This window comes from Bosea vaviloviae (genome assembly GCF_001741865.1).
GTDB lineage: Bacteria > Pseudomonadota > Alphaproteobacteria > Rhizobiales > Beijerinckiaceae > Allobosea > Allobosea vaviloviae.
Genome location: NZ_CP017147.1, coordinates 441,306 through 458,701, shown reverse-complemented (window position 1 = coordinate 458,701; position 17,396 = coordinate 441,306). Strand labels below are relative to the sequence as shown.

At 65.0% G+C, this 17,396-nt stretch carries 18 protein-coding genes; 11 read left to right on the top strand and 7 right to left on the bottom strand.

Going from position 1 to position 17,396, the window contains the following annotated elements; all coding sequences use genetic code 11:
• Positions 1-75 precede the first annotated feature (75 nt).
• From BHK69_RS02165 to BHK69_RS02150, 4 genes are all read left to right on the top strand, one after another.
• The gene (locus BHK69_RS02165; protein ID WP_069693300.1) at positions 76-699 is read left to right on the top strand and encodes a hypothetical protein; all 624 of its coding nucleotides are present in this window, start codon (positions 76-78) and stop codon (positions 697-699) included.
• Between the two features lie 136 nt (positions 700-835).
• The gene (locus BHK69_RS02160) at positions 836-1,333 is read left to right on the top strand and encodes a hypothetical protein (protein ID WP_069688677.1); all 498 of its coding nucleotides are present in this window, start codon (positions 836-838) and stop codon (positions 1,331-1,333) included.
• Positions 1,334-1,664: 331 nt separating this feature from the next.
• On the top strand, positions 1,665-2,591 hold the full coding sequence (locus BHK69_RS02155; RefSeq protein WP_069693299.1) for an ABC transporter ATP-binding protein: 927 nt from the start codon (positions 1,665-1,667) through the stop codon (positions 2,589-2,591).
• Entirely contained in the window at positions 2,588-3,367 is a 780-nt protein-coding gene (locus BHK69_RS02150) for an ABC transporter permease (protein WP_069688676.1), read from the top strand. Before BHK69_RS02155 ends, BHK69_RS02150 begins: the two co-directional genes overlap by 4 nt.
• Positions 3,368-3,380: 13 nt before the next feature.
• Here BHK69_RS02150 and BHK69_RS02145 read toward each other — a convergent pair whose 3' ends face one another.
• Positions 3,381-5,054, bottom strand: coding sequence for a methyl-accepting chemotaxis protein (locus BHK69_RS02145; protein WP_148663295.1), 1,674 nt, complete (start codon positions 5,052-5,054; stop codon positions 3,381-3,383).
• Positions 5,055-5,392: 338 nt separating this feature from the next.
• Here BHK69_RS02145 and BHK69_RS02140 point away from each other — a divergent pair, with 338 nt between their 5' ends.
• Entirely contained in the window at positions 5,393-7,012 is a 1,620-nt protein-coding gene (locus BHK69_RS02140) for a peptide chain release factor 3 (RefSeq protein WP_069688674.1), read from the top strand.
• 155 nt (positions 7,013-7,167) lie between these two features.
• Here BHK69_RS02140 and BHK69_RS02135 read toward each other — a convergent pair whose 3' ends face one another.
• Positions 7,168-7,638 (bottom strand): Lrp/AsnC family transcriptional regulator, encoded by a 471-nt coding sequence (locus BHK69_RS02135; RefSeq protein WP_199579168.1) that lies wholly within the window; start codon positions 7,636-7,638, stop codon positions 7,168-7,170.
• Between the two features lie 193 nt (positions 7,639-7,831).
• Here BHK69_RS02135 and BHK69_RS02130 point away from each other — a divergent pair, with 193 nt between their 5' ends.
• Positions 7,832-8,353 (top strand): cysteine dioxygenase, encoded by a 522-nt coding sequence (locus tag BHK69_RS02130; RefSeq protein ID WP_069688672.1) that lies wholly within the window; start codon positions 7,832-7,834, stop codon positions 8,351-8,353.
• A 35-nt stretch (positions 8,354-8,388) separates the two neighbouring features.
• Here BHK69_RS02130 and BHK69_RS02125 read toward each other — a convergent pair whose 3' ends face one another.
• From BHK69_RS02125 to BHK69_RS02105, 5 genes are all read right to left on the bottom strand, one after another.
• Positions 8,389-9,693, bottom strand: a complete 1,305-nt coding sequence (locus BHK69_RS02125; protein WP_069688671.1) for an aminotransferase class V-fold PLP-dependent enzyme — start codon at positions 9,691-9,693, stop codon at positions 8,389-8,391.
• Positions 9,694-10,071: 378 nt separating this feature from the next.
• Positions 10,072-11,226 carry a trans-sulfuration enzyme family protein gene (locus tag BHK69_RS02120; protein ID WP_069688670.1) on the bottom strand — a complete coding sequence of 385 codons (1,155 nt, stop codon included), beginning with the start codon at positions 11,224-11,226 and terminating at the stop codon, positions 10,072-10,074.
• A gap of 85 nt (positions 11,227-11,311) precedes the next feature.
• Positions 11,312-11,686, bottom strand: a complete 375-nt coding sequence (locus tag BHK69_RS02115) for a response regulator (protein ID WP_069688669.1) — start codon at positions 11,684-11,686, stop codon at positions 11,312-11,314.
• Positions 11,687-11,689: 3 nt separating this feature from the next.
• Positions 11,690-12,250, bottom strand: a complete 561-nt coding sequence (hpt, locus tag BHK69_RS02110) for a hypoxanthine phosphoribosyltransferase (RefSeq protein WP_069688668.1) — start codon at positions 12,248-12,250, stop codon at positions 11,690-11,692.
• A 186-nt stretch (positions 12,251-12,436) separates the two neighbouring features.
• A complete protein-coding gene (locus BHK69_RS02105) occupies positions 12,437-13,291 on the bottom strand; it encodes a zinc-ribbon domain-containing protein (protein ID WP_069688667.1) in 855 nt (284 codons plus the stop codon).
• A gap of 219 nt (positions 13,292-13,510) precedes the next feature.
• Here BHK69_RS02105 and BHK69_RS02100 point away from each other — a divergent pair, with 219 nt between their 5' ends.
• The 5 genes from BHK69_RS02100 to BHK69_RS02080 all read left to right on the top strand — a co-directional run bounded on the left by BHK69_RS02100 (position 13,511) and on the right by BHK69_RS02080 (position 17,389).
• The gene (locus BHK69_RS02100; protein ID WP_244546561.1) at positions 13,511-14,134 is read left to right on the top strand and encodes a cell division ATP-binding protein FtsE; all 624 of its coding nucleotides are present in this window, start codon (positions 13,511-13,513) and stop codon (positions 14,132-14,134) included.
• A complete protein-coding gene (locus tag BHK69_RS02095) occupies positions 14,121-15,083 on the top strand; it encodes a cell division protein FtsX (RefSeq protein ID WP_244548377.1) in 963 nt (320 codons plus the stop codon). Before BHK69_RS02100 ends, BHK69_RS02095 begins: the two co-directional genes overlap by 14 nt.
• Positions 15,084-15,294: 211 nt before the next feature.
• Positions 15,295-15,975, top strand: a complete 681-nt coding sequence (locus BHK69_RS02090) for a YdcF family protein (protein WP_244548376.1) — start codon at positions 15,295-15,297, stop codon at positions 15,973-15,975.
• Positions 15,976-16,025: 50 nt separating this feature from the next.
• The gene (locus BHK69_RS02085; RefSeq protein ID WP_069688665.1) at positions 16,026-16,790 is read left to right on the top strand and encodes a lysophospholipid acyltransferase family protein; all 765 of its coding nucleotides are present in this window, start codon (positions 16,026-16,028) and stop codon (positions 16,788-16,790) included.
• A gap of 209 nt (positions 16,791-16,999) precedes the next feature.
• Complete coding sequence (locus BHK69_RS02080; RefSeq protein WP_083269070.1) at positions 17,000-17,389, top strand: hypothetical protein; 390 nt, start codon at positions 17,000-17,002, stop codon at positions 17,387-17,389.
• The last annotated feature ends 7 nt before the right edge of the window (positions 17,390-17,396 follow it).

Genomic DNA, 17,396 nt, shown 5'->3' with positions numbered 1-17,396 from the left:
TTTGCCGATACGCTGCTGTCGCGATCTGACATCGAGGCGCCTAAGCTTGCACCGAACCCGAGCATGGTGCGCAGCATGCCTCTCCCCAATCGCGTCAGCCCCGATGGCAGCCTCTTTGCCGATCCGGCACGCGGCCTGTTCTATGGCAATCGCGGCGGGCGCTTCCATGATCCGCGGTCGCATGCCGTGCCGACGCGGCTTTATGCGAACCGGCAATGGCTCTGCTGCGTGCTGTCCTTCAAGGGCCGCAGCCGGAAGGTCTGGGGGCAGGGCTATACCGAGCTGTTCTTCTGCGACGAGGTGACCGCGCTCGCCGCCGGCCACCGACCCTGCATGGAATGCCGTCGCGCCGATGCGCTGCGCTATCGCGCGGCATTGGTGAGCGGGCTCGGCTTGAGCGAGACGCCGCTCTTTCCGGCTATCGACCGCAGGCTCGATGCGGAGCGGCGCGTCGGCCGTGCGAAGCGCCTGCACCAGCTGGAGGCAGACGCATTGCCCGATGGCGCAATGCTAGCGAGCGAAGCGGGATTTCTGGCTCTCAGGGGCGATGCCGGATTGCTCTGGTCGCCATCGGGCTATATCGCGCGGCAGCCTCGTCCAACTGGCGCTGTCGCCGTCTTGACGCCGCCGGCGACGCTGAGTGCGCTCATGAACGGCTATCAACCGATCTGGCATCCCAGCGTCACGGCGTTCGCCTGAAATTGCGCGAACCCGATTGCCAGCCTCCTGCCCCAAGGGCAACGTGCCGTGGCCAAGCCTGAACGGCTTGCCGTTTTTGCCTGCCGAGACTCGCCGGCAAGCAGGAACAACCGCCTAAGGTGCTGGGGAGATATCGATGCTGTCAAACATGATCCGGGCTTTCACCGTTGCCGCTGTGATGGCTGCCATGCCGGCCCTGGCGGGTCCGCTCACCCTCACTGCGGCTGACCCCGTCGCGACCGTGACGATCCCTGAGGAATGGTCGGGCAAGACGATCGCGCGCGGGCTCGAGATCAAGACGCCCGACGAGGAGGTCTATCTCTGGTTCGAGCTGATCGCGCCCGGCGAGATGGACAGCGTTCAAAAGGAGCATGACCGCTATTTCCAGAAGGAAGGCGTCACGGTCACCGGCGCGTCCGAGACCAAGAAGTCCGAGGTCAACGGCCGGGCCTGGTCCTTCACCGAACTTGCCGCAACCAATAAGGACGGCCCCTCGATCATCCGCTATGTCGCGATCAATCCGAATGCGGCGAGCGGCAAGATCATCCTGATGACCTATTGGGCCTCGCCGGAAGGCGACAAGACCCATGACGCCGCCATGACCAAGCTGATCGAGGGCATCAGCTTCAAATAGCCGGCCCTTCCGGGGGGCTTTCCGGGGATTGAGGAACCTTTCGCGCCATGGGGGCGTTGCCCCAGCATGGTCTGTTCGAATGAGGTTTTTCAATGCGTTCGATTGCTTTGTGGCTCCTTGGGGTGCCGATTCCGCTGATCATCCTGCTCTGGTTCTTCATGCGCTGAGGCGCAGGCCGTTTCATGTAAGATTGCAATGGCCGGGCCTCGCTCCGGCCATTGCCATGTCGGGCTGCTGACAGAGCCCGTCAGGCGCAGATGCTTTCCCGGTTACGCGCGGCGCGCATGCCCGCAGCATCGCAACATGCCGTGATCTCGCCTATATGCCGCCCATGCAGCCGATCATTTCCGTCACCAACCTGTCGAAGACCTATAAATCGGGCTTCAGCGCGCTCAAGGGCGTCGACCTGTCGATCCGGCGCGGCGAGATCTTCGCCTTGCTCGGGCCCAACGGCGCCGGCAAGACCACGCTGATCAGCATCATCTGCGGGCTGGTCAACCCCAGCAGCGGGCAGGTGCTGGCCGACGGGCACGACATCGTCACCGACTATCGCGCCGCGCGCGCCAAGATCGGCCTCGTGCCGCAGGAGCTGACGACGGACGCTTTCGAGACCGTCTGGAGCACGGTCAATTTCAGCCGGGGCCTGTTCGGCAAGCGCCGGGATTCGGCTCTGGTCGAGCAGGTGCTGAAGGACCTCACGCTCTGGGACAAGCGCGACACGCAGATCCGGATGCTGTCAGGCGGGATGAAGCGGCGCGTGCTGATCGCCAAGGCGCTCGCGCATGAGCCGCAGATCCTGTTCTTGGACGAACCGACGGCGGGCGTCGATGTCGAGCTGCGCCAGGATATGTGGAAGCTCGTGCGCGGGCTCCAGGAGCGCGGCGTCACCATCATCCTGACGACGCATTACATCGAAGAGGCCGAGGAGATGGCCGACCGCATCGGCGTCATCAGCAAGGGCGAGATCATCCTCGTCGAGGAAAAAGCCGAGCTGATGCGCAAGCTTGGGCGCAAGCAATTGACCCTGTCCCTGCAGGAGCCATTGGCTGCCGTGCCGCCTGCGCTGGCGAGCTACGACCTGGCGCTGGAGGCTGAGGGCAACGAGCTCGTCTACACCTACGACACCAAGGCCGAGCGCACGGGGATCACGGCACTGCTCCAGGACCTCAGCCAGGCGAACATCCGCTTCAAGGACCTGCGCACCAGCCAGAGTTCGCTCGAAGACATCTTCGTCAGCCTGGTGAGGGACCGTCGATGACCGCGGCAATCGTCAACTGGCATGCCATCCGCGCGATCTATCTGTTCGAGATGGCGCGGACCTGGCGCACGCCGCTGCAGAGCATCGTCTCGCCGGTGATCTCGACCTCGCTCTATTTCATCGTCTTCGGCGGAGCGATCGGCTCGCATATGCCTGTGATCGGCGGCGTGCCTTACGGCGCCTTCATCGTGCCCGGGCTGATCATGCTCTCGCTGCTGACGCAGAGCATCGCCAACGCCTCTTTCGCGATCTATTTCCCGAAATTCACCGGCACGATCTACGAACTGCTCTCGGCCCCGGTCGCCTGGTGGGAGACCGTGATCGCCTATGTCGGAGCAGCCGCGACGAAGTCGATCCTGCTCGGGCTGATCATCCTGCTGACGGCCTCCTTCTTCGTGCCTGAGATCAGGATCGAGCATCCGTTCTTCATGCTGCTCTTCCTGGCGCTGACCGCGACCACCTTCAGCTTGTTCGGCTTCATCATCGGCATCTGGGCCGACGGTTTCGAACGCTTGCAGGTGGTGCCGCTGCTGATTGTGACGCCGCTGACCTTCCTCGGCGGCTCGTTCTATTCGATCGACATGCTGCCGGGCTTCTGGCGCACGGTCGCGCTGTTCAACCCGGTCGTCTACCTGATCAGCGGCTTCCGCTGGAGCTTCTATGGCGTCGCCGATGTCGGCCTCGGCGTCAGCCTGGGGATGACGCTGGTCTTCCTCGCGGCCTGCATCGCCGTCGTCGGCTGGATCTTCCGCACCGGCTATCGCCTGAAGAACTGAGGCCTCTACAGCATCAGGCCGCCCGCACATCCCTGAAGAAGGTCTCGACCGCGCCGCGCAGATCCTGCGCCTCGCGCGCCAGCTTCTCGGCCGTAACCAGAACCTGGCTCGCCGAAGCCGTCGCCGATTGGGAAGCCGCGGTGACATGCTCCATCTGGTTGGCGACGTTCGCTGTGCTGCCGGCCGTGGCCTGGGCGCTGCTGGCGATCTCGGAGGTCGCGATCCGCTGCTGGATGGTGGCGCCGGCGATGGCGACGGTATGTTGCGCGACCTCGCTCATGACGTCCGCGATCGTCTCGATGCTGATGACAGCGTCCTGCGTATCGCGCTCGAAGGCGCCGATCTGGGCCGCGATCTCGTCGGTCGCCTGCGCGGTCCGACTCGCCAGCAACTTGACCTCTCCGGCCACGACGCTGAAGCCGCGTCCCGCTTCGCCGGCGCGGGCAGCCTCGATGGTGGCGTTGAGTGCGAGTAGATTGGTCTGGGCGGCGATGTCGCGGATCAGCCCAACCACCTTGGCGATGTTGCTCGCTGCCTGCGCCAGGTTGGCGACATTGGTGCTCGCAGCTTCAGCGTCCTGCGCCGCGTTGGTGACGACGCTGTTGGCCTTGCCGACGCGCTCGGCGATTTCTGCGATCGAGGCCGAGAGCTCCTCGGAGGCCGCGGCGACGGCGCGGACACTGTCCGAAGCATCGAGCGAGGCGCTGCGCGCGCCGCCGGCCTGTGCGGTTGCGTCCGTGGCGATGCTCGAGAGCGTGCGCGCCGTCGCCTCCATCTCGCGGGAGCTGGCGCGCACCGTGTCGAGCACGGCTTCGATCCTGACGTCGAAATCGGCGATCAATTGCTCGCGCCTGGCTTGCCGGCCCGCTCTGGCGGCCTCGGAGGCGCGCGCTTCGGCTTCGAGCGAACCTCGCGCCAGGGCATTATCGCGAAACACGACGACGGCGCGCGCCATGCTGCCGATCTCGTCGGGCCGCGACGTTGAAGGAATGGCGTCGACGGGTTCGGAAAAGGCCAGGCGCTGCATCGTCTTGGCGAGGAGGCGCAGCGGTTTCGCCACTCGCCAGCGCACGACGATGAGGGTGAGGGCAAGGCCAAACGAGATGACGAGCGTACCGATCAGGATCTGGGAGTGGATGCTGCCCTTCTGGAGCTCGTTGAGCTTGCTGTCGATTGCGGCGCTGTCGGCGCCGCTGAGCGCCGCGAGGCGCTTGAGAGCGGCGTTCAAGGCCCGCCGATTGGCCCGGTTGCTTTCGTTGTTGGTGAGTTCGTTGACCGCGGCCGGGCCGGATACGCGGCCCCGGCGCACGGCTTCCTCACGGAAGAGGACGAAGGCCTCGACCTGGACCGCGACCTCGCGGAACGCGGCCTCGTCCTCCGGTTTGACCTGCTGGCGCCAGTCCGCGAGCAGTCGACGGATATCGGCGAGCTCGGCTAGGAGGGGCTGGGCGAATTGCTCGGCGTCCTGCGCGTCGCGGCTCATGATGATGCCGCGCGTTTCCATGACGACGGCGTTGACGAGACCGTTCATGCGTTCGGCCATCAGGACCCTGAGCGAGGCCGCCTGCATCTCGTCCGTCATCGCGGCATAGCGGCTGAGCGTCTGGACGCTGATGAAGATGGTGAGCGCCGCCGCCAGCGCCAGCAAGGCCACGCTTGCGAAAATCTGGTTGGCAATCTTGCGCAAGGCGACCATCCACAGGCGCTGTCTCCCGTTCGTCGGGCCGGTGCGCAAAACCTGACCCAGGAGCCCCGCATAGTGACGAGGAATGATTAAGAGCCTCTAATAAAACCTGGAGGCACCCCTCCAAAATCCACCTTCGGGCCGAGAATTCGGTCGTCCGCGGCGTCGCGTCGCTTGCCGATGCCAATGGCATCGGCTTCGCACCGCTTCCGGCGGAACGAACGAATTGCCGACGTCGAGACCCCTCCAGGTTTTGTTAGAGGCTCCAAGCCGACGTTATTGCCGGCCGCTTTGAGCCCGGCTGATTGACTTCCCCGGCCTCATCCTGTTCTCACACGGCCATGACCGACATTCAGACCATCGAGGCGGCCGCGACGACCGCCCCTCATGCGCGCCGGCGCACCTTCGCCATCATCTCGCATCCGGATGCGGGCAAGACCACGCTGACCGAAAAGCTGCTCTATTTCGGCGGCGCGATCCAGCTCGCCGGCGAGGTGCGCGCGAAGGCCGGCCGCCGCCAGACCTCCTCCGACTGGATGAAGATCGAGCGCCAGCGCGGCATCTCGGTCGTGACCTCGGTGATGACGTTCGAATATGGCGGGCATGTCTTCAACCTGCTCGACACGCCGGGCCACGAGGACTTCTCCGAGGACACCTACCGCACTCTGACCGCGGTCGATTCCGCGGTGATGGTGATCGACGCGGCCAAGGGCATCGAGGCGCGCACCAAGAAGCTGTTCGAGGTCTGCCGGCTGCGCGACATCCCGATCGTCACCTTCATCAACAAGGTCGACCGCGAGACCCGCGACCTGTTCGACCTGATCGCCGAGATCGAGACCACTTTGGCGCTCGATGTCGCGCCGATGACCTGGCCGGTCGGGCGTGGGCGCGAATTCGTCGGCACCTATGATCTCAAGGCCAATACCTTCCGCCGCAACCAGAAGGGCGACGAGAGCACGCAGGACCTGGCGGTCTCGGGTCCCGACGACCCGCTTTTCGACACCTTGCTGCCCAACGGCGCGGCCGAGACCTGGCGCGAAGAGGTCTTCCTCGCTGCAGAGGGGCTCAAGCCGTTCGATCTGCAGTCGTTCCGCGAGGGCCATCTGACGCCGGTCTATTTTGGCGCGGCACTGCGCGACTACGGCGTGCGCGACCTGATCGATGCGCTGGGGGCCTATGCGCCGAGCCCGCGCGCGCAGATCGCCGACAAGCGCGCGATCGAGGCGGACGAGCCGAAGATGACCGGCTTCGTCTTCAAGATCCAGGCGAACATGGATCCCAACCACCGCGACCGCATCGCTTTCATGCGCGTCTGCTCGGGCAAGCTCTCACGCGGCATGAAGGCGAAGCTGGTGCGCACCGCCAAGCCGATGCCGCTGAACGCGCCGCAATTCTTCTTCGCCCGCGACCGCTCGATCGCGGAGGAAGCCTATGCCGGTGACATCGTTGGCTTGCCCAATCACGGCACCTTGCGCATCGGCGACACGCTGACCGAAGGCGAGGACATCGTCTTCAAGGGCGTGCCGAGCTTCGCGCCGGAAATCCTGCGCCGCGTCAAGCTGAAGGACGCGATGAAGGCCAAGAAGCTGCGCGAGGCGCTGCAGCAGATGGCCGAAGAAGGCGTCGTCCAGCTCTTCCTGCCGCATGATGGCGCGCCGGCGATCGTCGGCGTGGTCGGCGCATTGCAGCTCGACGTGCTCAAGGAGCGCATGGATGTCGAATATTCGCTGCCGGTCGATTTCGAGCCCTGCCAGTTCTCGATTGCGCGCTGGGTCTCGTCCGACGACAAGGCGGCGCTGCAGAAATTCGTCTCGCTGAAGCCGTCCTCGATGGCTGACGATCTCGACGGCGACCCGGTCTTCATGGCATCCAGCCAGTTCACCCTGAAATACGACGCCGAGCGCGCGCCGGAGGTGAGCTTTTCCGATGTGAAGGACTATCAGAAGGTGGCGAAGGCGTAGAGATCGCTCGTGAATTCTACTGGCGAGGCCGCCTGACGCGACCGTCTGCGCTTCCGGTGCTCACGTACACTATCAGAAGGTGGCGAGGGGCTAGGTTGTAAACTCATAAATGAGGAGCTGCTTTCCTATTGCGGACATTCCGCGACTAGCCGTGCTCACGACGCCCGCTCCACAAATCCCAGCGGAATCGCGGTCGTTGACTTGAGCTCCTCCATAGCGAACATCGAGGTTACGTCGTTGAGATCGATCCGCGAGATCAGCTTCTTGTAGAGCGCGTCATAGGCGGCGATGTCCGGAACACAGGCCTTGAGCAGATAGTCGATCTCGCCGCTCATCCGGTAGAAATCGACGATCTCGGGCAAATCGTGCACGGCGGCGTGGAAGCGCTCGAGCCATTCCATCGAGTGACGTGCCGTCTTGACCGCGATGAAGACGGTCACGTCGGCCTGGAGCTTGGCCCGGTCGAGCAACGCCACCCGCTTGCGGATATAGCCCGCCGCTTCCAGCTTCTGCACGCGCCGCCAGCACGGCGTCGACGACAACCCGACTGCTTCGGCGAGTTCCGCCAGCGGCAGGCTCGCATCCTCCTGCAGCCGCGCCAGGATGCGAAGGTCGAAGGCGTCCAACTTGGCCATGGAACTCCCAATGCGATACGGAACATAACGATCGCCTGCAATCATACGAGCACGATAATTTTCTAACTTTATCGCTAGACTTGGCAACGACTTTCACGAATCACCGGTCTCGCCGCAAGTTTGCAAACCCGTTTCACGCCGCTCCGCTATCCTTGTCTGGAGATTGGTCGAGGGGAGTCGCGGCATGCAGGGGTATCTGAACGAGGAGCGGCGCGGCGCCGTCTTGCGCAGCCTGCGGACGGACGAAGGCACGCTCTCGCGCGACTATCTCGCTGCCGCCCGCACTGTTCTGCGCGAACTCGTCGCGATGCCCGATCTTGTCCAGCGCCTGCCGCTCGAACGCAAAGCCGGCGGCTACACCCGAAACCTGCTCGCCGGCAACGAAGCGGTCAGCGTCTGGGCGATCGTCTGGGCGCAAGGCGCGACCACCTGCATCCACGACCATCACTGCTCCTGCTGCTTTGGCGTCGTCGCCGGTACGATCACCGAGACCTGGTATCGCGCCATCGACGTGGCCCGTGCCGTGCCGACCGAGGAGCAGGAGCGCCAGGCTGGCTATGTCGGCTGCATGCTACCCTCGGGTCCCAATATCCACCGCATGCGCAATCTCGGCGCTGGCGACGTCATCACGATCCACATCTACGGCTTCGATCACGAGGCGCACGCCTCCTCAATCGAGACCGAATACACCGCCGTCGGCGGCTGAACGCGCCCGACGGCGAGCCTGGCAGTCGCGGCGTCTCACCCCGCGCGATTGCCCGAGACCACCGCCAGCGCCGCGACGAAGCGGTCGAGATCGGCTTCCATGATGTAGGGCGCCGGCGAGATCCGGATCGTGTTGCCCTTGGCGACGCCGCCGCGCCGCACCGTCATCACCTTGTGCTGGTCGCGCAGCGCCGCGACGATCGCGTTCGTCTCGGCCGGCGAGCGCTTGTCGGTCAGCGCGAAGGAGGTGATGCCGGCGACCATGGTGGCATCGTCGGGCGTCTGGATCTCGACGCCCTTCAATTCGCGCGCCTTGTTGACCCAGTAGTTGCGCAGGTGGCGATAGCGCGCCTCCTTGGCCTGTGGACCGATCTCACGATGCAAGGCCAGCGCGGTCGGGACCGTGAGCTGGGCGGCGAAGTTCGGCGTGCCGGTATGGACGCGGGAACGGACATCGTCGGCCTTGAAATCCTCATCGGCCATATAGGGGTCGATGTCGGCCAGCCGCTCACGGGCGATGTAGAGCATGCCGACGCCGAGCGGCGCGCCGATCCATTTGTGCAGGTTGAAGCCGATGAAATCGATGCCGAGGTCCTTGGCCTGGAAGTCGATCTGGCCCCAGCTATGGGCGGCGTCGAGGATGACGTCGACGCCACGCGCCTTGGCCATGGCGGCGAGTTCCTTGACCGGCATCATCAGCCCGGTGCGATGGCTGATATGGGTCAGCAGGAGCAGCTTGGTCTTCGGATTGGCTTTCAGCGCGGCGTCATAAGCGTCGAGCACGGCCTGACGGGTGGCGGGCTCCGGGATGTCGAATTTGGCGACCGCGACCCCGCGCCGGTCCTTCAGCCAGTTCATGGCGTATTGCATCGAATCATAGTCGAGATCGGCATAGAGCACGGTGTCGCCGGGTTTCAGCTTATTGTAGCCCGAGATCAGCGCCTGGAGCGCCTCGGTTGCGCCGCGCGTCAACGCGATCTCTTCCCTGGCCACACCCAGGAAGGCGGAGAGCGGCGCGCGGACATCGTCGAGATCCTGCCCGATCTTGGTGCGGGCATAGACCGTGTTCTCGAAATTCACGAAGTCGGTCAGGCGCTTGTATTCGGCCTTCACCGGCTCGGCCATGATGCCCCAATAGCCGTTCTCGAGGTTCACCATGTCGGGGGTGACGCTGTAGAGGTCGCGCACCGCGCTCCAGTAGCCGGCGTCGCTGCCGAGATTGCTTGTGGGAAGCGTGGGCAGGTTGCGGGCGGCGGCCGGCAGGGCCTGCACTGCGAGTGCTGCGGCGCCGAGCCCGAGAAGGAGCGTCCGGCGGTTGGTCTCGAGCGTCTGGCCTTGCATGATCGTCGTCTCCTCGCTGGCGTTGCGGTGAGCTAGCGCTGCCCTGTTTCAGGGCTGTGACGGTCGCAGTGGAGAGGGGTAGGGGTGAGGTGTCGGCCCCTGGACCAGTGGCGTGAAAACCATTGTCGTCATTGCGAGCGCAGCGAAGCAATCCAGGAAGCCTCGCTCTACGTCCTCTGGATTGCTTCGCTGCGCTCGCAATGACGACGGGGCAGCGTGAGGTCACAGCCAAAGCATCAAGCGGCGGGCGCTCATCCCTGCCCTTCTCTCACCAATCTCAGGCTTGTCCGAGATTGGTGGCTAGTGACTCAAGTCGGAAACATCCGACTTGAGTTGGAGAGGGTTCCCCGCGCTATGTCCTGCAGCTTTCGGGGGCCGTCAGCTGTGCCCGGCCTTCAGGGCCTGGTCGAGATCGGCGTAGAGGTCCTCGACATCCTCGATGCCGGTCGAGAGTCTGAGCAGGTCGGTGGGGCAGGGCGAGCCCGCGCCCTCGATCGAGGCGCGATGCTCGATCAGGCTCTCGACGCCGCCGAGCGAGGTGGCGCGCTTATAGAGCTCGACATGAGCCGCCGCCTTGATCGCCGCAGCCTCGCCGCCCGTCACCTGCACCGAGAGCATGAAGCCGAAGCCGCCTTCCATCTGGCGGGCGGCGATGTCGTGGCCGGGGTGCTGCGGCAGGCCGGGATAGAGCACGCGCGCCACCAGCGGATGGGCCGAGAGCCTTTGCGCCAGCGCCATGGCGGAGGCGCTCTGGCGCTCCTGCCGGAGATGGAGCGTGCGCAGGCCGCGCATCAGCAAAAAGGCCTCGAAGGGGCCCAGAATCCCGCCTTGCCCCTTGCGTACGGTCTTGATGCGATTCCAGAACTCGTCGTCCTGCCGGGCGCAGAGCGCGCCGGCCACGACGTCGGAATGGCCGTTCAGCACCTTGGTGGCGGCATGCATGACGATGTCGGCGCCGAGCGTCAGCGGCCGCGTATGCACCGGCGAGGCGCAAGTCGAATCGACCGCGAGCTTGGCGCCGGCCTTGCGCGCGATCTCGGCCACGCCGGCGATGTCGGTGATGGTCCAGAGCGGGTTCGAGGGCGTCTCGGCCCAGATCAATTTGGTGACGCCAGGCTTCACGGCCGCCTTCAGGGCGGCGAGATCGTCCGTCTCGACAAAGTCGATGACCAGCCCCCAGCGCGTCGCCTCGGTCTGCAGCCAGGCGCGCAGCGCCCAGTACATCACCTTGGACGCGACGACATGGTCGCCCGGCGAGAGGGCCTGGAAGACGGCGGTCGCCGCTGCCATGCCGGAGCTGAAAAGCAGTGCGCCGGCCTTGGCTTCCTCCAGCATGGCGAGCACGCTCTCAGCCTCGCGGATCGTCTCGTTGTCGGGCCGGCCATAGATGAAGCCCGAGGAATAGGCATTGTCCTCGTCGCGGATATAGGTCGTGGCGATATGGATCGGGGTAACCACACCCTTGGTCTGCGGGTCGATCTTGCCCATGGCCTGCGCGGCGAGAGAGCGAGGGTGAAGCGGGCGCTGCGGCATGGGAGATCCGAACAAGTTCCGTGAGGGACTGGGAATGGCCATCTGGCGCAGGCCGGGTGGTTGGTGCAAGGGCCGGCGCTCGCGCTCAGCCGATCGAGCGCTCGATGACCTTCATCACGGTCGCGCGCAGATCGGCGATGGTGAACGGCTTTACCATGACCTCGGAGATGATCGCCTCCAGGCTCTTCGCCCGTTCGCGCTGCTCGGCATAACCCGTCATCAGCATGATGGTCAGTTCGGGGAATTCCTGCTTCGCGGCAAGGGCAAGCGCAATCCCGTCCATCAGCGGCATGCGGATATCGGTGAGCAGCAGGTCGAAGCGGCCCTTCTCGGCGATCAGGATATCGAGCGCCTCGGCACCGTCGGCCGCCATCAGGCAGGTATGCCCATCCATGGTGAGGCCGCGTGCCACGAGCGTGCGGAGGGGTTCCTCGTCATCGACGACCAGAATTCGCGACATCGTTCAGATCCCGGGCAGGCCAGCCTGATCGGCCGTCTCGATGACGCCGACATAGGGCAATTGCCGATAGGCGTGAGCAACGTCCATGCCATAGCCGACGACGAAATAGTCCGGGCATTCAAAGCCGATATAATCCGCCTTGATGTTGACCGCGCGCTTCCCCGGTTTTTCCAGCAACACGGCGCTCGAGACCTTGGCGGCTCCGCGCGCCGACAGCAGATCCTTGGCGAAGGCGAGCGTGCGCCCGGATTCAAGAATATCGTCGACCAGCAGCACCTCGCGGCCGCGAACGTCGCTTTGGACGTCGCGCAGGATCTCGACCTGGCCGGACGAGATCGCGGCGTTGCGATAGCTGGAGAGATGCACGAATTCGACCTGCGGGGTCATGCCGGCGCGATGCATGGCACGGATCAGGTCGGCGACGAACATGAAGCTGCCCTTCAGCACCGCCACCACGAGCAGATCCGGCGGCGAGTTTGCCGCGATCATCCGCGCCATTTCCTCGTTGCGATGCGCGATCTCGCCTTCGTCGTAGAGCACCCTGATGCGCCGGGCTTCAGCCATCGTCTCGTCGTCCTTTCGTGGCTGGCCGGGAACTGGCCAGCTTTTCGGCGCAGAATGTCGCGCGCTTCGTCTTTCAGGCAGGCTTATAGCATCCACCTGGATCGGCCAGAGGCTCTATTCGCCTAGAGCATGTAAGAAAAGTGGGCGCCGGTTTTTCGCAAGAGCCGTGCTTTCAAGAGCAGTGCTTTAATGCGCGTTGGCGAGGCCTGTCGCCTTGGCCGAGGTGAAGCGCACCAGCACGGATTTCCCGGCTTCGGGCGGGGAGGCGAGCCTGGCGCGGAAGCGGACGAGCTCGGCTGGTTCCAGGTTCGGTCGCGGCGGCTCGGTCGTCCATGTGTAAAGCGTCTGGCCGGCGGCATCCTTGACCGCGACCTCGATCGGCGGCATCGGCGCCCTGCCTTTGCTGATATTGGTCACGTCGCCCTCGACGACGAGGAAGCGATTCTGCCCGTCTTCGACCAGCCCGCTTTCGACAGCGCTCAAGCTGAGGCCGCGGACATTGATGGGAAGGCCGAGCTTCTCGAAGACGATGGCGAGCTGCGGCGCGCCGCGCACGGCGAGATTGCGCTGCCAGACGAGGAGGCCGAGCAGCGCTGCGCCGCCTAGGCCGAGCGCGACGAAGGCCGCAGCGTGGCGCGGGCGGGGTTGACCGATCCTGGCGTCCTTCGCCGGGGAGCGCTTGCCTTTGCCGCGCTTGCGCGGCTGCGGTGGGATGGCCTCGAGAGTGTCGGTGTGTTCGGAGGCGACGGCGCTGATCTGCGCGTCGATCTCGTTTGCGCGCTCGAGTTCCTCGTTCAGGAGGGCCTGCGTCTCCACCGCGCTGGGGGGCTCCGGAAAATCCTGCGCCGGGTCGACATGCCACAAGGTCTGGCAGGAGGCGCAGCGGACCTTGCGTCCCGTCGGGCCGAGCTTGGCCGCGTCGAGCTCATACCGGCTGGAGCAGGATGGACAGACGATCAGCATGGGCTTGCCAGGCTCGGCTCCTTGCCTCGGTTGAACAATCGTGGCCGGCGTCGCCAGGGAGCCTTCACCCTGCGTCATCGCGGTTCAAGCTCCGTTGCCCGCGATTGCGGGCCACCCTCTCCATTGGGCTGATTTATGGTTAACGCCTCGTGAAGAACCTGTGCGCCAAGGTGCCTGTCGCTCCGGTCGCATTCCGGGGCGGCGCGCTTGAGGTGTAGGATCGCAGCTGAGATTCGCAATGCGGCTCGAAGGGATGGCGGTTTGGTTCGGTTCGAGAATGTCGGTCTGCGATATGGCATGGGCCCGGAGGTGCTGAAGGACATCAACTTCAGCATCGCGCCGCGTTCGTTCCAGTATCTCACCGGCCCTTCGGGCGCCGGCAAGACCACGCTGATCCGTCTCGTCCTGATGGCGCTGAAGCCGACGCGGGGGCTGGTCAACCTGTTCGGGCAGGATGTTTCGCGCCTGGACGCGACGACGCTGACCGGCTTTCGCCGGCGCATGGGCGTGGTGTTCCAGGATTTCCGCCTGCTCGATCATCTCACGCTCTATGAGAATGTGGCGTTGCCCCTGCGCGTGCTTGGCAAGGAAGAGACGAGTTACCGTGCCGAGGTCGTCGAGCTTCTCCGCTGGGTTGGGCTGGGCGAGCGCATGCATGCGGTGCCGCCGGTCCTGTCGGGCGGCGAGAAGCAGCGCGCGGCGATCGCGCGTGCGCTGATCAGCCGGCCTGAATTGCTGCTGGCCGACGAGCCTACGGGCAATGTCGATCCAGGCCTGGGCCGGCGCCTGCTCCGGTTGTTCATGGAATTGCAGTCGCTGGGCACGGCGGTGGTGATCGCGACGCATGATCTTGCGCTGATGGAGCTCTACGACGCGCCGCGTCTTGTTCTCGTCGACGGGCATCTGCATGTCGATGCATGAAGCCGACAGCGATGAAGCCGAGCATGAGGGGCTGGCCTTGCCGCCGAACCTGCGGCGTGACCAGCCTCTGGTGCCGCTCGATTCGGTGGCGGGGCGGGCGCTGATGGCGGTCATCGCTATCCTGACCTTCCTGGCGGCGTTGAGCGCCGGTGCGGCCGTACTGGCGGCGCGCGCCTCGGAGCAGTGGCGTGGCGCGGTCGCCAATGAGATGACGATCCAGATCAGGCCGGATTCGCGCCGCGACATGGAGGCCGATCTTTCGCGCGCGGTGGCGATGGCGGCGGGCGTCGCCAGCATCGAGACGGTTCGCGTGGTGCCGAAGGCGGAATCGGACAAGCTGCTCGAGCCTTGGCTCGGCACGGGGCTCGATCTCGTCGAATTGCCGGTGCCCCGATTGATCGTGATCAAGCTGAGATCGAATGTCGGGCCGGATCTCTCGACTTTCAGCGCTGCGCTGCGCCACGAGGTTCCGAGCGCGATCCTCGACGATCATCGCCTCTGGGTGCGCCGGCTCTCGACCATGGCGAACACCATCATCCTGTCCGGCGCTGCCGTCGTGCTGCTGGTGCTGACGGCGGCTGCGCTCGCCGTCGCCTTCGCCACGCGTGGCGCCATGGCCGGCAGCCGCGACAGCGTCGAGGTGCTGCATCTCGTGGGAGCCGACGACGCCTTCATCGCGCGTGAATTCCAGAGCCGCTTCGTCAGGCTGGGCCTGAGGGGCGGCGCGATCGGTGGAGCGGGCGCGATTGTCGTGATCGCCCTGCTCGGTTTCGTGGCATCACGCCTGGGCGCGGCGCCCGAGGCAGAACAATTGCAGGCTTTATTCGGGGCTTTCGAGATCGGCTGGTCGGGCTATGTCGCGGTGATCATGGTGGCCGCGGTGGTGGCGGCGATCGCGGGGCTCGTCTCACGATTCACGGTGCGACATTATCTACGCGCGTTGGCTTAAAAACCCTTAACCCTTGTGGCGGCAGGAATGCCGAGCCCGCCGCCGTTATGCCCGATTGGCGGTTTAACCTAACCAAGACATGGTGATGATCGGAAGCAGTCACGAGCATCTGCTGGCAGGACGAAACGAGCGATCCATGACGCCCGGGCAGTCTCGCATGCATGCGGCCCGCTGGAGCTGGCCAAGGCGCCTGGGATGGCTCCTGGGCTGCATGCTGGTTGCAGCCTCAGTGGCGCTCGGGCTGGGCTATGCCGAATTCGCCTCCGGAATCGAGCCGCGGGAGCCTGTCGCCGTGCCGCGTACGGACGCGATCGTCGTCGTCACCGGTGGCTCGCAGCGTATCGGCGACGCTATCGGCCTGCTCGGCGCCGAGCGCGGCTCGCGTCTGCTGATCAGCGGCGTCAACGAGAAGACGAGTCGCGAGGAACTCGCCAAGCTCAACCCCTCGGCGCGCGAGCTTCTCGCCTGCTGCGTCGATCTCGACTACCGCGCCCGCAACACCATCGGCAACGCCATCGAGACCCGCCGCTGGGTGCGCCAGCATGAATTCCACTCACTTTTGGTCGTGACCTCAAACTACCACATGCCACGCGTGCTGGCCGAGTTCGCCCATGCGATGCCGGGCGTGCGCCTCGTGCCGCATCCGGTCGTGACCGACCAGATCGACACGACCGGCTGGTGGCGGAGTTGGAATGCAGTCCGGCTGCTTGGGCCCGAATACGGCAAATACCTCGTGGCGCGCCTGCGTAGCGCTTTCGAGGGGGATCCCGAGACGTCGCGGCTCTCGGTCATCATCGGCGGCCGCAAGCCGGTTTCGCCGAAACCCGCAGGGTTTCTCGGGCCAGACTATGAGAAGCGCACGCGCCTGCATGACCATCGCAACAACGCCTGATCCGCGTTCACGCGCTTGACGGCGGCGAGCTGACGGGCTCTTTGCGCGCCATGCTGATCCTGCGCTCCCTGCTCGCCAATGTCGTGTTCTACGTCAACCTGTCGCTCTGGCTGGTGTTCGCGGCATTTCCCGCCTTGCTGCTGCCCCGACGCTACCTGATGAAGGTCGCTGGCGGCTGGTCCCGCAGCGCGCTTTTCCTGTTGCGGGTGACGTCGGGCACGGGCTTTGAGATCAAGGGGCTCGAGAACGTCCCCAGCGGCGGGCTGATCGTTGCGTCCAAGCACCAGTCCCTCTGGGAGACCTTTGTCCTGATCGGGTTGTTTCCCGATCCGGTCTTCATCCTGAAGCGCGAACTGACCTGGATTCCGTTCTTCGGCTGGTGCCTGCTCAAGCTCAGGATGATTCCGGTCGATCGTGGCGGGCGGGCGCGGGCCCTGGCCCAGGTCACGCGGCGCTCGCGGATCGAGATGCGCGAGAACGGGCGCCAGCTCCTGATCTTCCCGGAAGGCACGCGCCGGCCGGCCGGGGCTCCGCCGGACTACAAATACGGCGTCGCGCATCTCTATGCCGATCTCAAGGTGCCTTGCGTGCCGGTCGCGCTGAATTCAGGTCTGTACTGGCCGCGCCGCAAGTTTCTGCGCCTGCCGGGTACGATCCGCCTGACATTCCTGCCGGCGATCCCGCCGGGGCTGAGCAAGACGGAGTTCCAGGCGCTGCTGCAGGACAGTATCGAGACGGAAAGCGACCGACTGCTGGCGCTGGGGCGTAGCGAACTGGCCAAGCTCGGTCTCGACCCGCTGGCGAAACACTCCTGACAGCAACTGTCAGCAAGGCCGGCTGCCTAGAGCATTGCGCGAAAAAGTGGATGCCGGTTTTTTCGCGTGAGCAATGCTCTAAACTCTAGGAATCGATCACGTTTTTCGCATTCGGACGTTCCCGTCCGAATGCGACGTGATCTAGGCCTGCTCCCCTTGACAGATAGCTTGTTCGTTCTCATTTTGTTCTGGAACAAAAGGAGGAACGGATGGCCGCTCTCGCCTATTCCCACGCCGATCTTTTCGCTGACGAGCCCGTGGTCTCGGCGCGCGAAATGCCGCTGCGCAGCACGGCGGGCCTGACAGAGCGTCGCTTCACCGCCTGGCGCGGACGTTCGGGCCGGCGCTACGTCGCCTCGGTCTTCACGGTCTCGGACGATCATGCGCTCGGCTTCACCGATGCGGTGCTGCTGGCGGTCTCGCCGGATCGCGAGATCCTCGCCGCGCGCGACAGCGGGCCGTTCGGGGTCGAGGCAGCGCTGACGCGCTGGCGGCAGGCGGTGACGCAAGCCGGCGCGCGCGAAATCCATGTCCATCTGCTGGCAGAGGACGGCATGAGCCGCCGCGCGGCGCTGCTCGACCTGATGCCGGAGGTCTGAGCCGATA

Bases quoted from the DNA above. Each gene is read 5' to 3' on its own strand.
- BHK69_RS02165 (WP_069693300.1), top strand. From the start codon at position 76: ATGCCTCTCCCCAATCGCGTCAGCCCCGATGGCAGCCTCTTTGCCGAT.
- BHK69_RS02160 (WP_069688677.1), top strand. From the start codon at position 836: ATGCTGTCAAACATGATCCGGGCTTTCACCGTTGCCGCTGTGATGGCT.
- BHK69_RS02155 (WP_069693299.1), top strand. From the start codon at position 1,665: ATGCAGCCGATCATTTCCGTCACCAACCTGTCGAAGACCTATAAATCG.
- BHK69_RS02150 (WP_069688676.1), top strand. From the start codon at position 2,588: ATGACCGCGGCAATCGTCAACTGGCATGCCATCCGCGCGATCTATCTG.
- BHK69_RS02140 (WP_069688674.1), top strand. From the start codon at position 5,393: ATGACCGACATTCAGACCATCGAGGCGGCCGCGACGACCGCCCCTCAT.
- BHK69_RS02130 (WP_069688672.1), top strand. From the start codon at position 7,832: ATGCAGGGGTATCTGAACGAGGAGCGGCGCGGCGCCGTCTTGCGCAGC.
- BHK69_RS02125 (WP_069688671.1), bottom strand. From the start codon at position 9,693: ATGCAAGGCCAGACGCTCGAGACCAACCGCCGGACGCTCCTTCTCGGG.
- BHK69_RS02120 (WP_069688670.1), bottom strand. From the start codon at position 11,226: ATGCCGCAGCGCCCGCTTCACCCTCGCTCTCTCGCCGCGCAGGCCATG.
- BHK69_RS02115 (WP_069688669.1), bottom strand. From the start codon at position 11,686: ATGTCGCGAATTCTGGTCGTCGATGACGAGGAACCCCTCCGCACGCTC.
- hpt (WP_069688668.1), bottom strand. From the start codon at position 12,250: ATGGCTGAAGCCCGGCGCATCAGGGTGCTCTACGACGAAGGCGAGATC.
- BHK69_RS02105 (WP_069688667.1), bottom strand. From the start codon at position 13,291: ATGACGCAGGGTGAAGGCTCCCTGGCGACGCCGGCCACGATTGTTCAA.
- BHK69_RS02100 (WP_244546561.1), top strand. From the start codon at position 13,511: ATGGGCCCGGAGGTGCTGAAGGACATCAACTTCAGCATCGCGCCGCGT.
- BHK69_RS02095 (WP_244548377.1), top strand. From the start codon at position 14,121: ATGTCGATGCATGAAGCCGACAGCGATGAAGCCGAGCATGAGGGGCTG.
- BHK69_RS02090 (WP_244548376.1), top strand. From the start codon at position 15,295: ATGCTGGTTGCAGCCTCAGTGGCGCTCGGGCTGGGCTATGCCGAATTC.
- BHK69_RS02085 (WP_069688665.1), top strand. From the start codon at position 16,026: ATGCTGATCCTGCGCTCCCTGCTCGCCAATGTCGTGTTCTACGTCAAC.
- BHK69_RS02080 (WP_083269070.1), top strand. From the start codon at position 17,000: ATGGCCGCTCTCGCCTATTCCCACGCCGATCTTTTCGCTGACGAGCCC.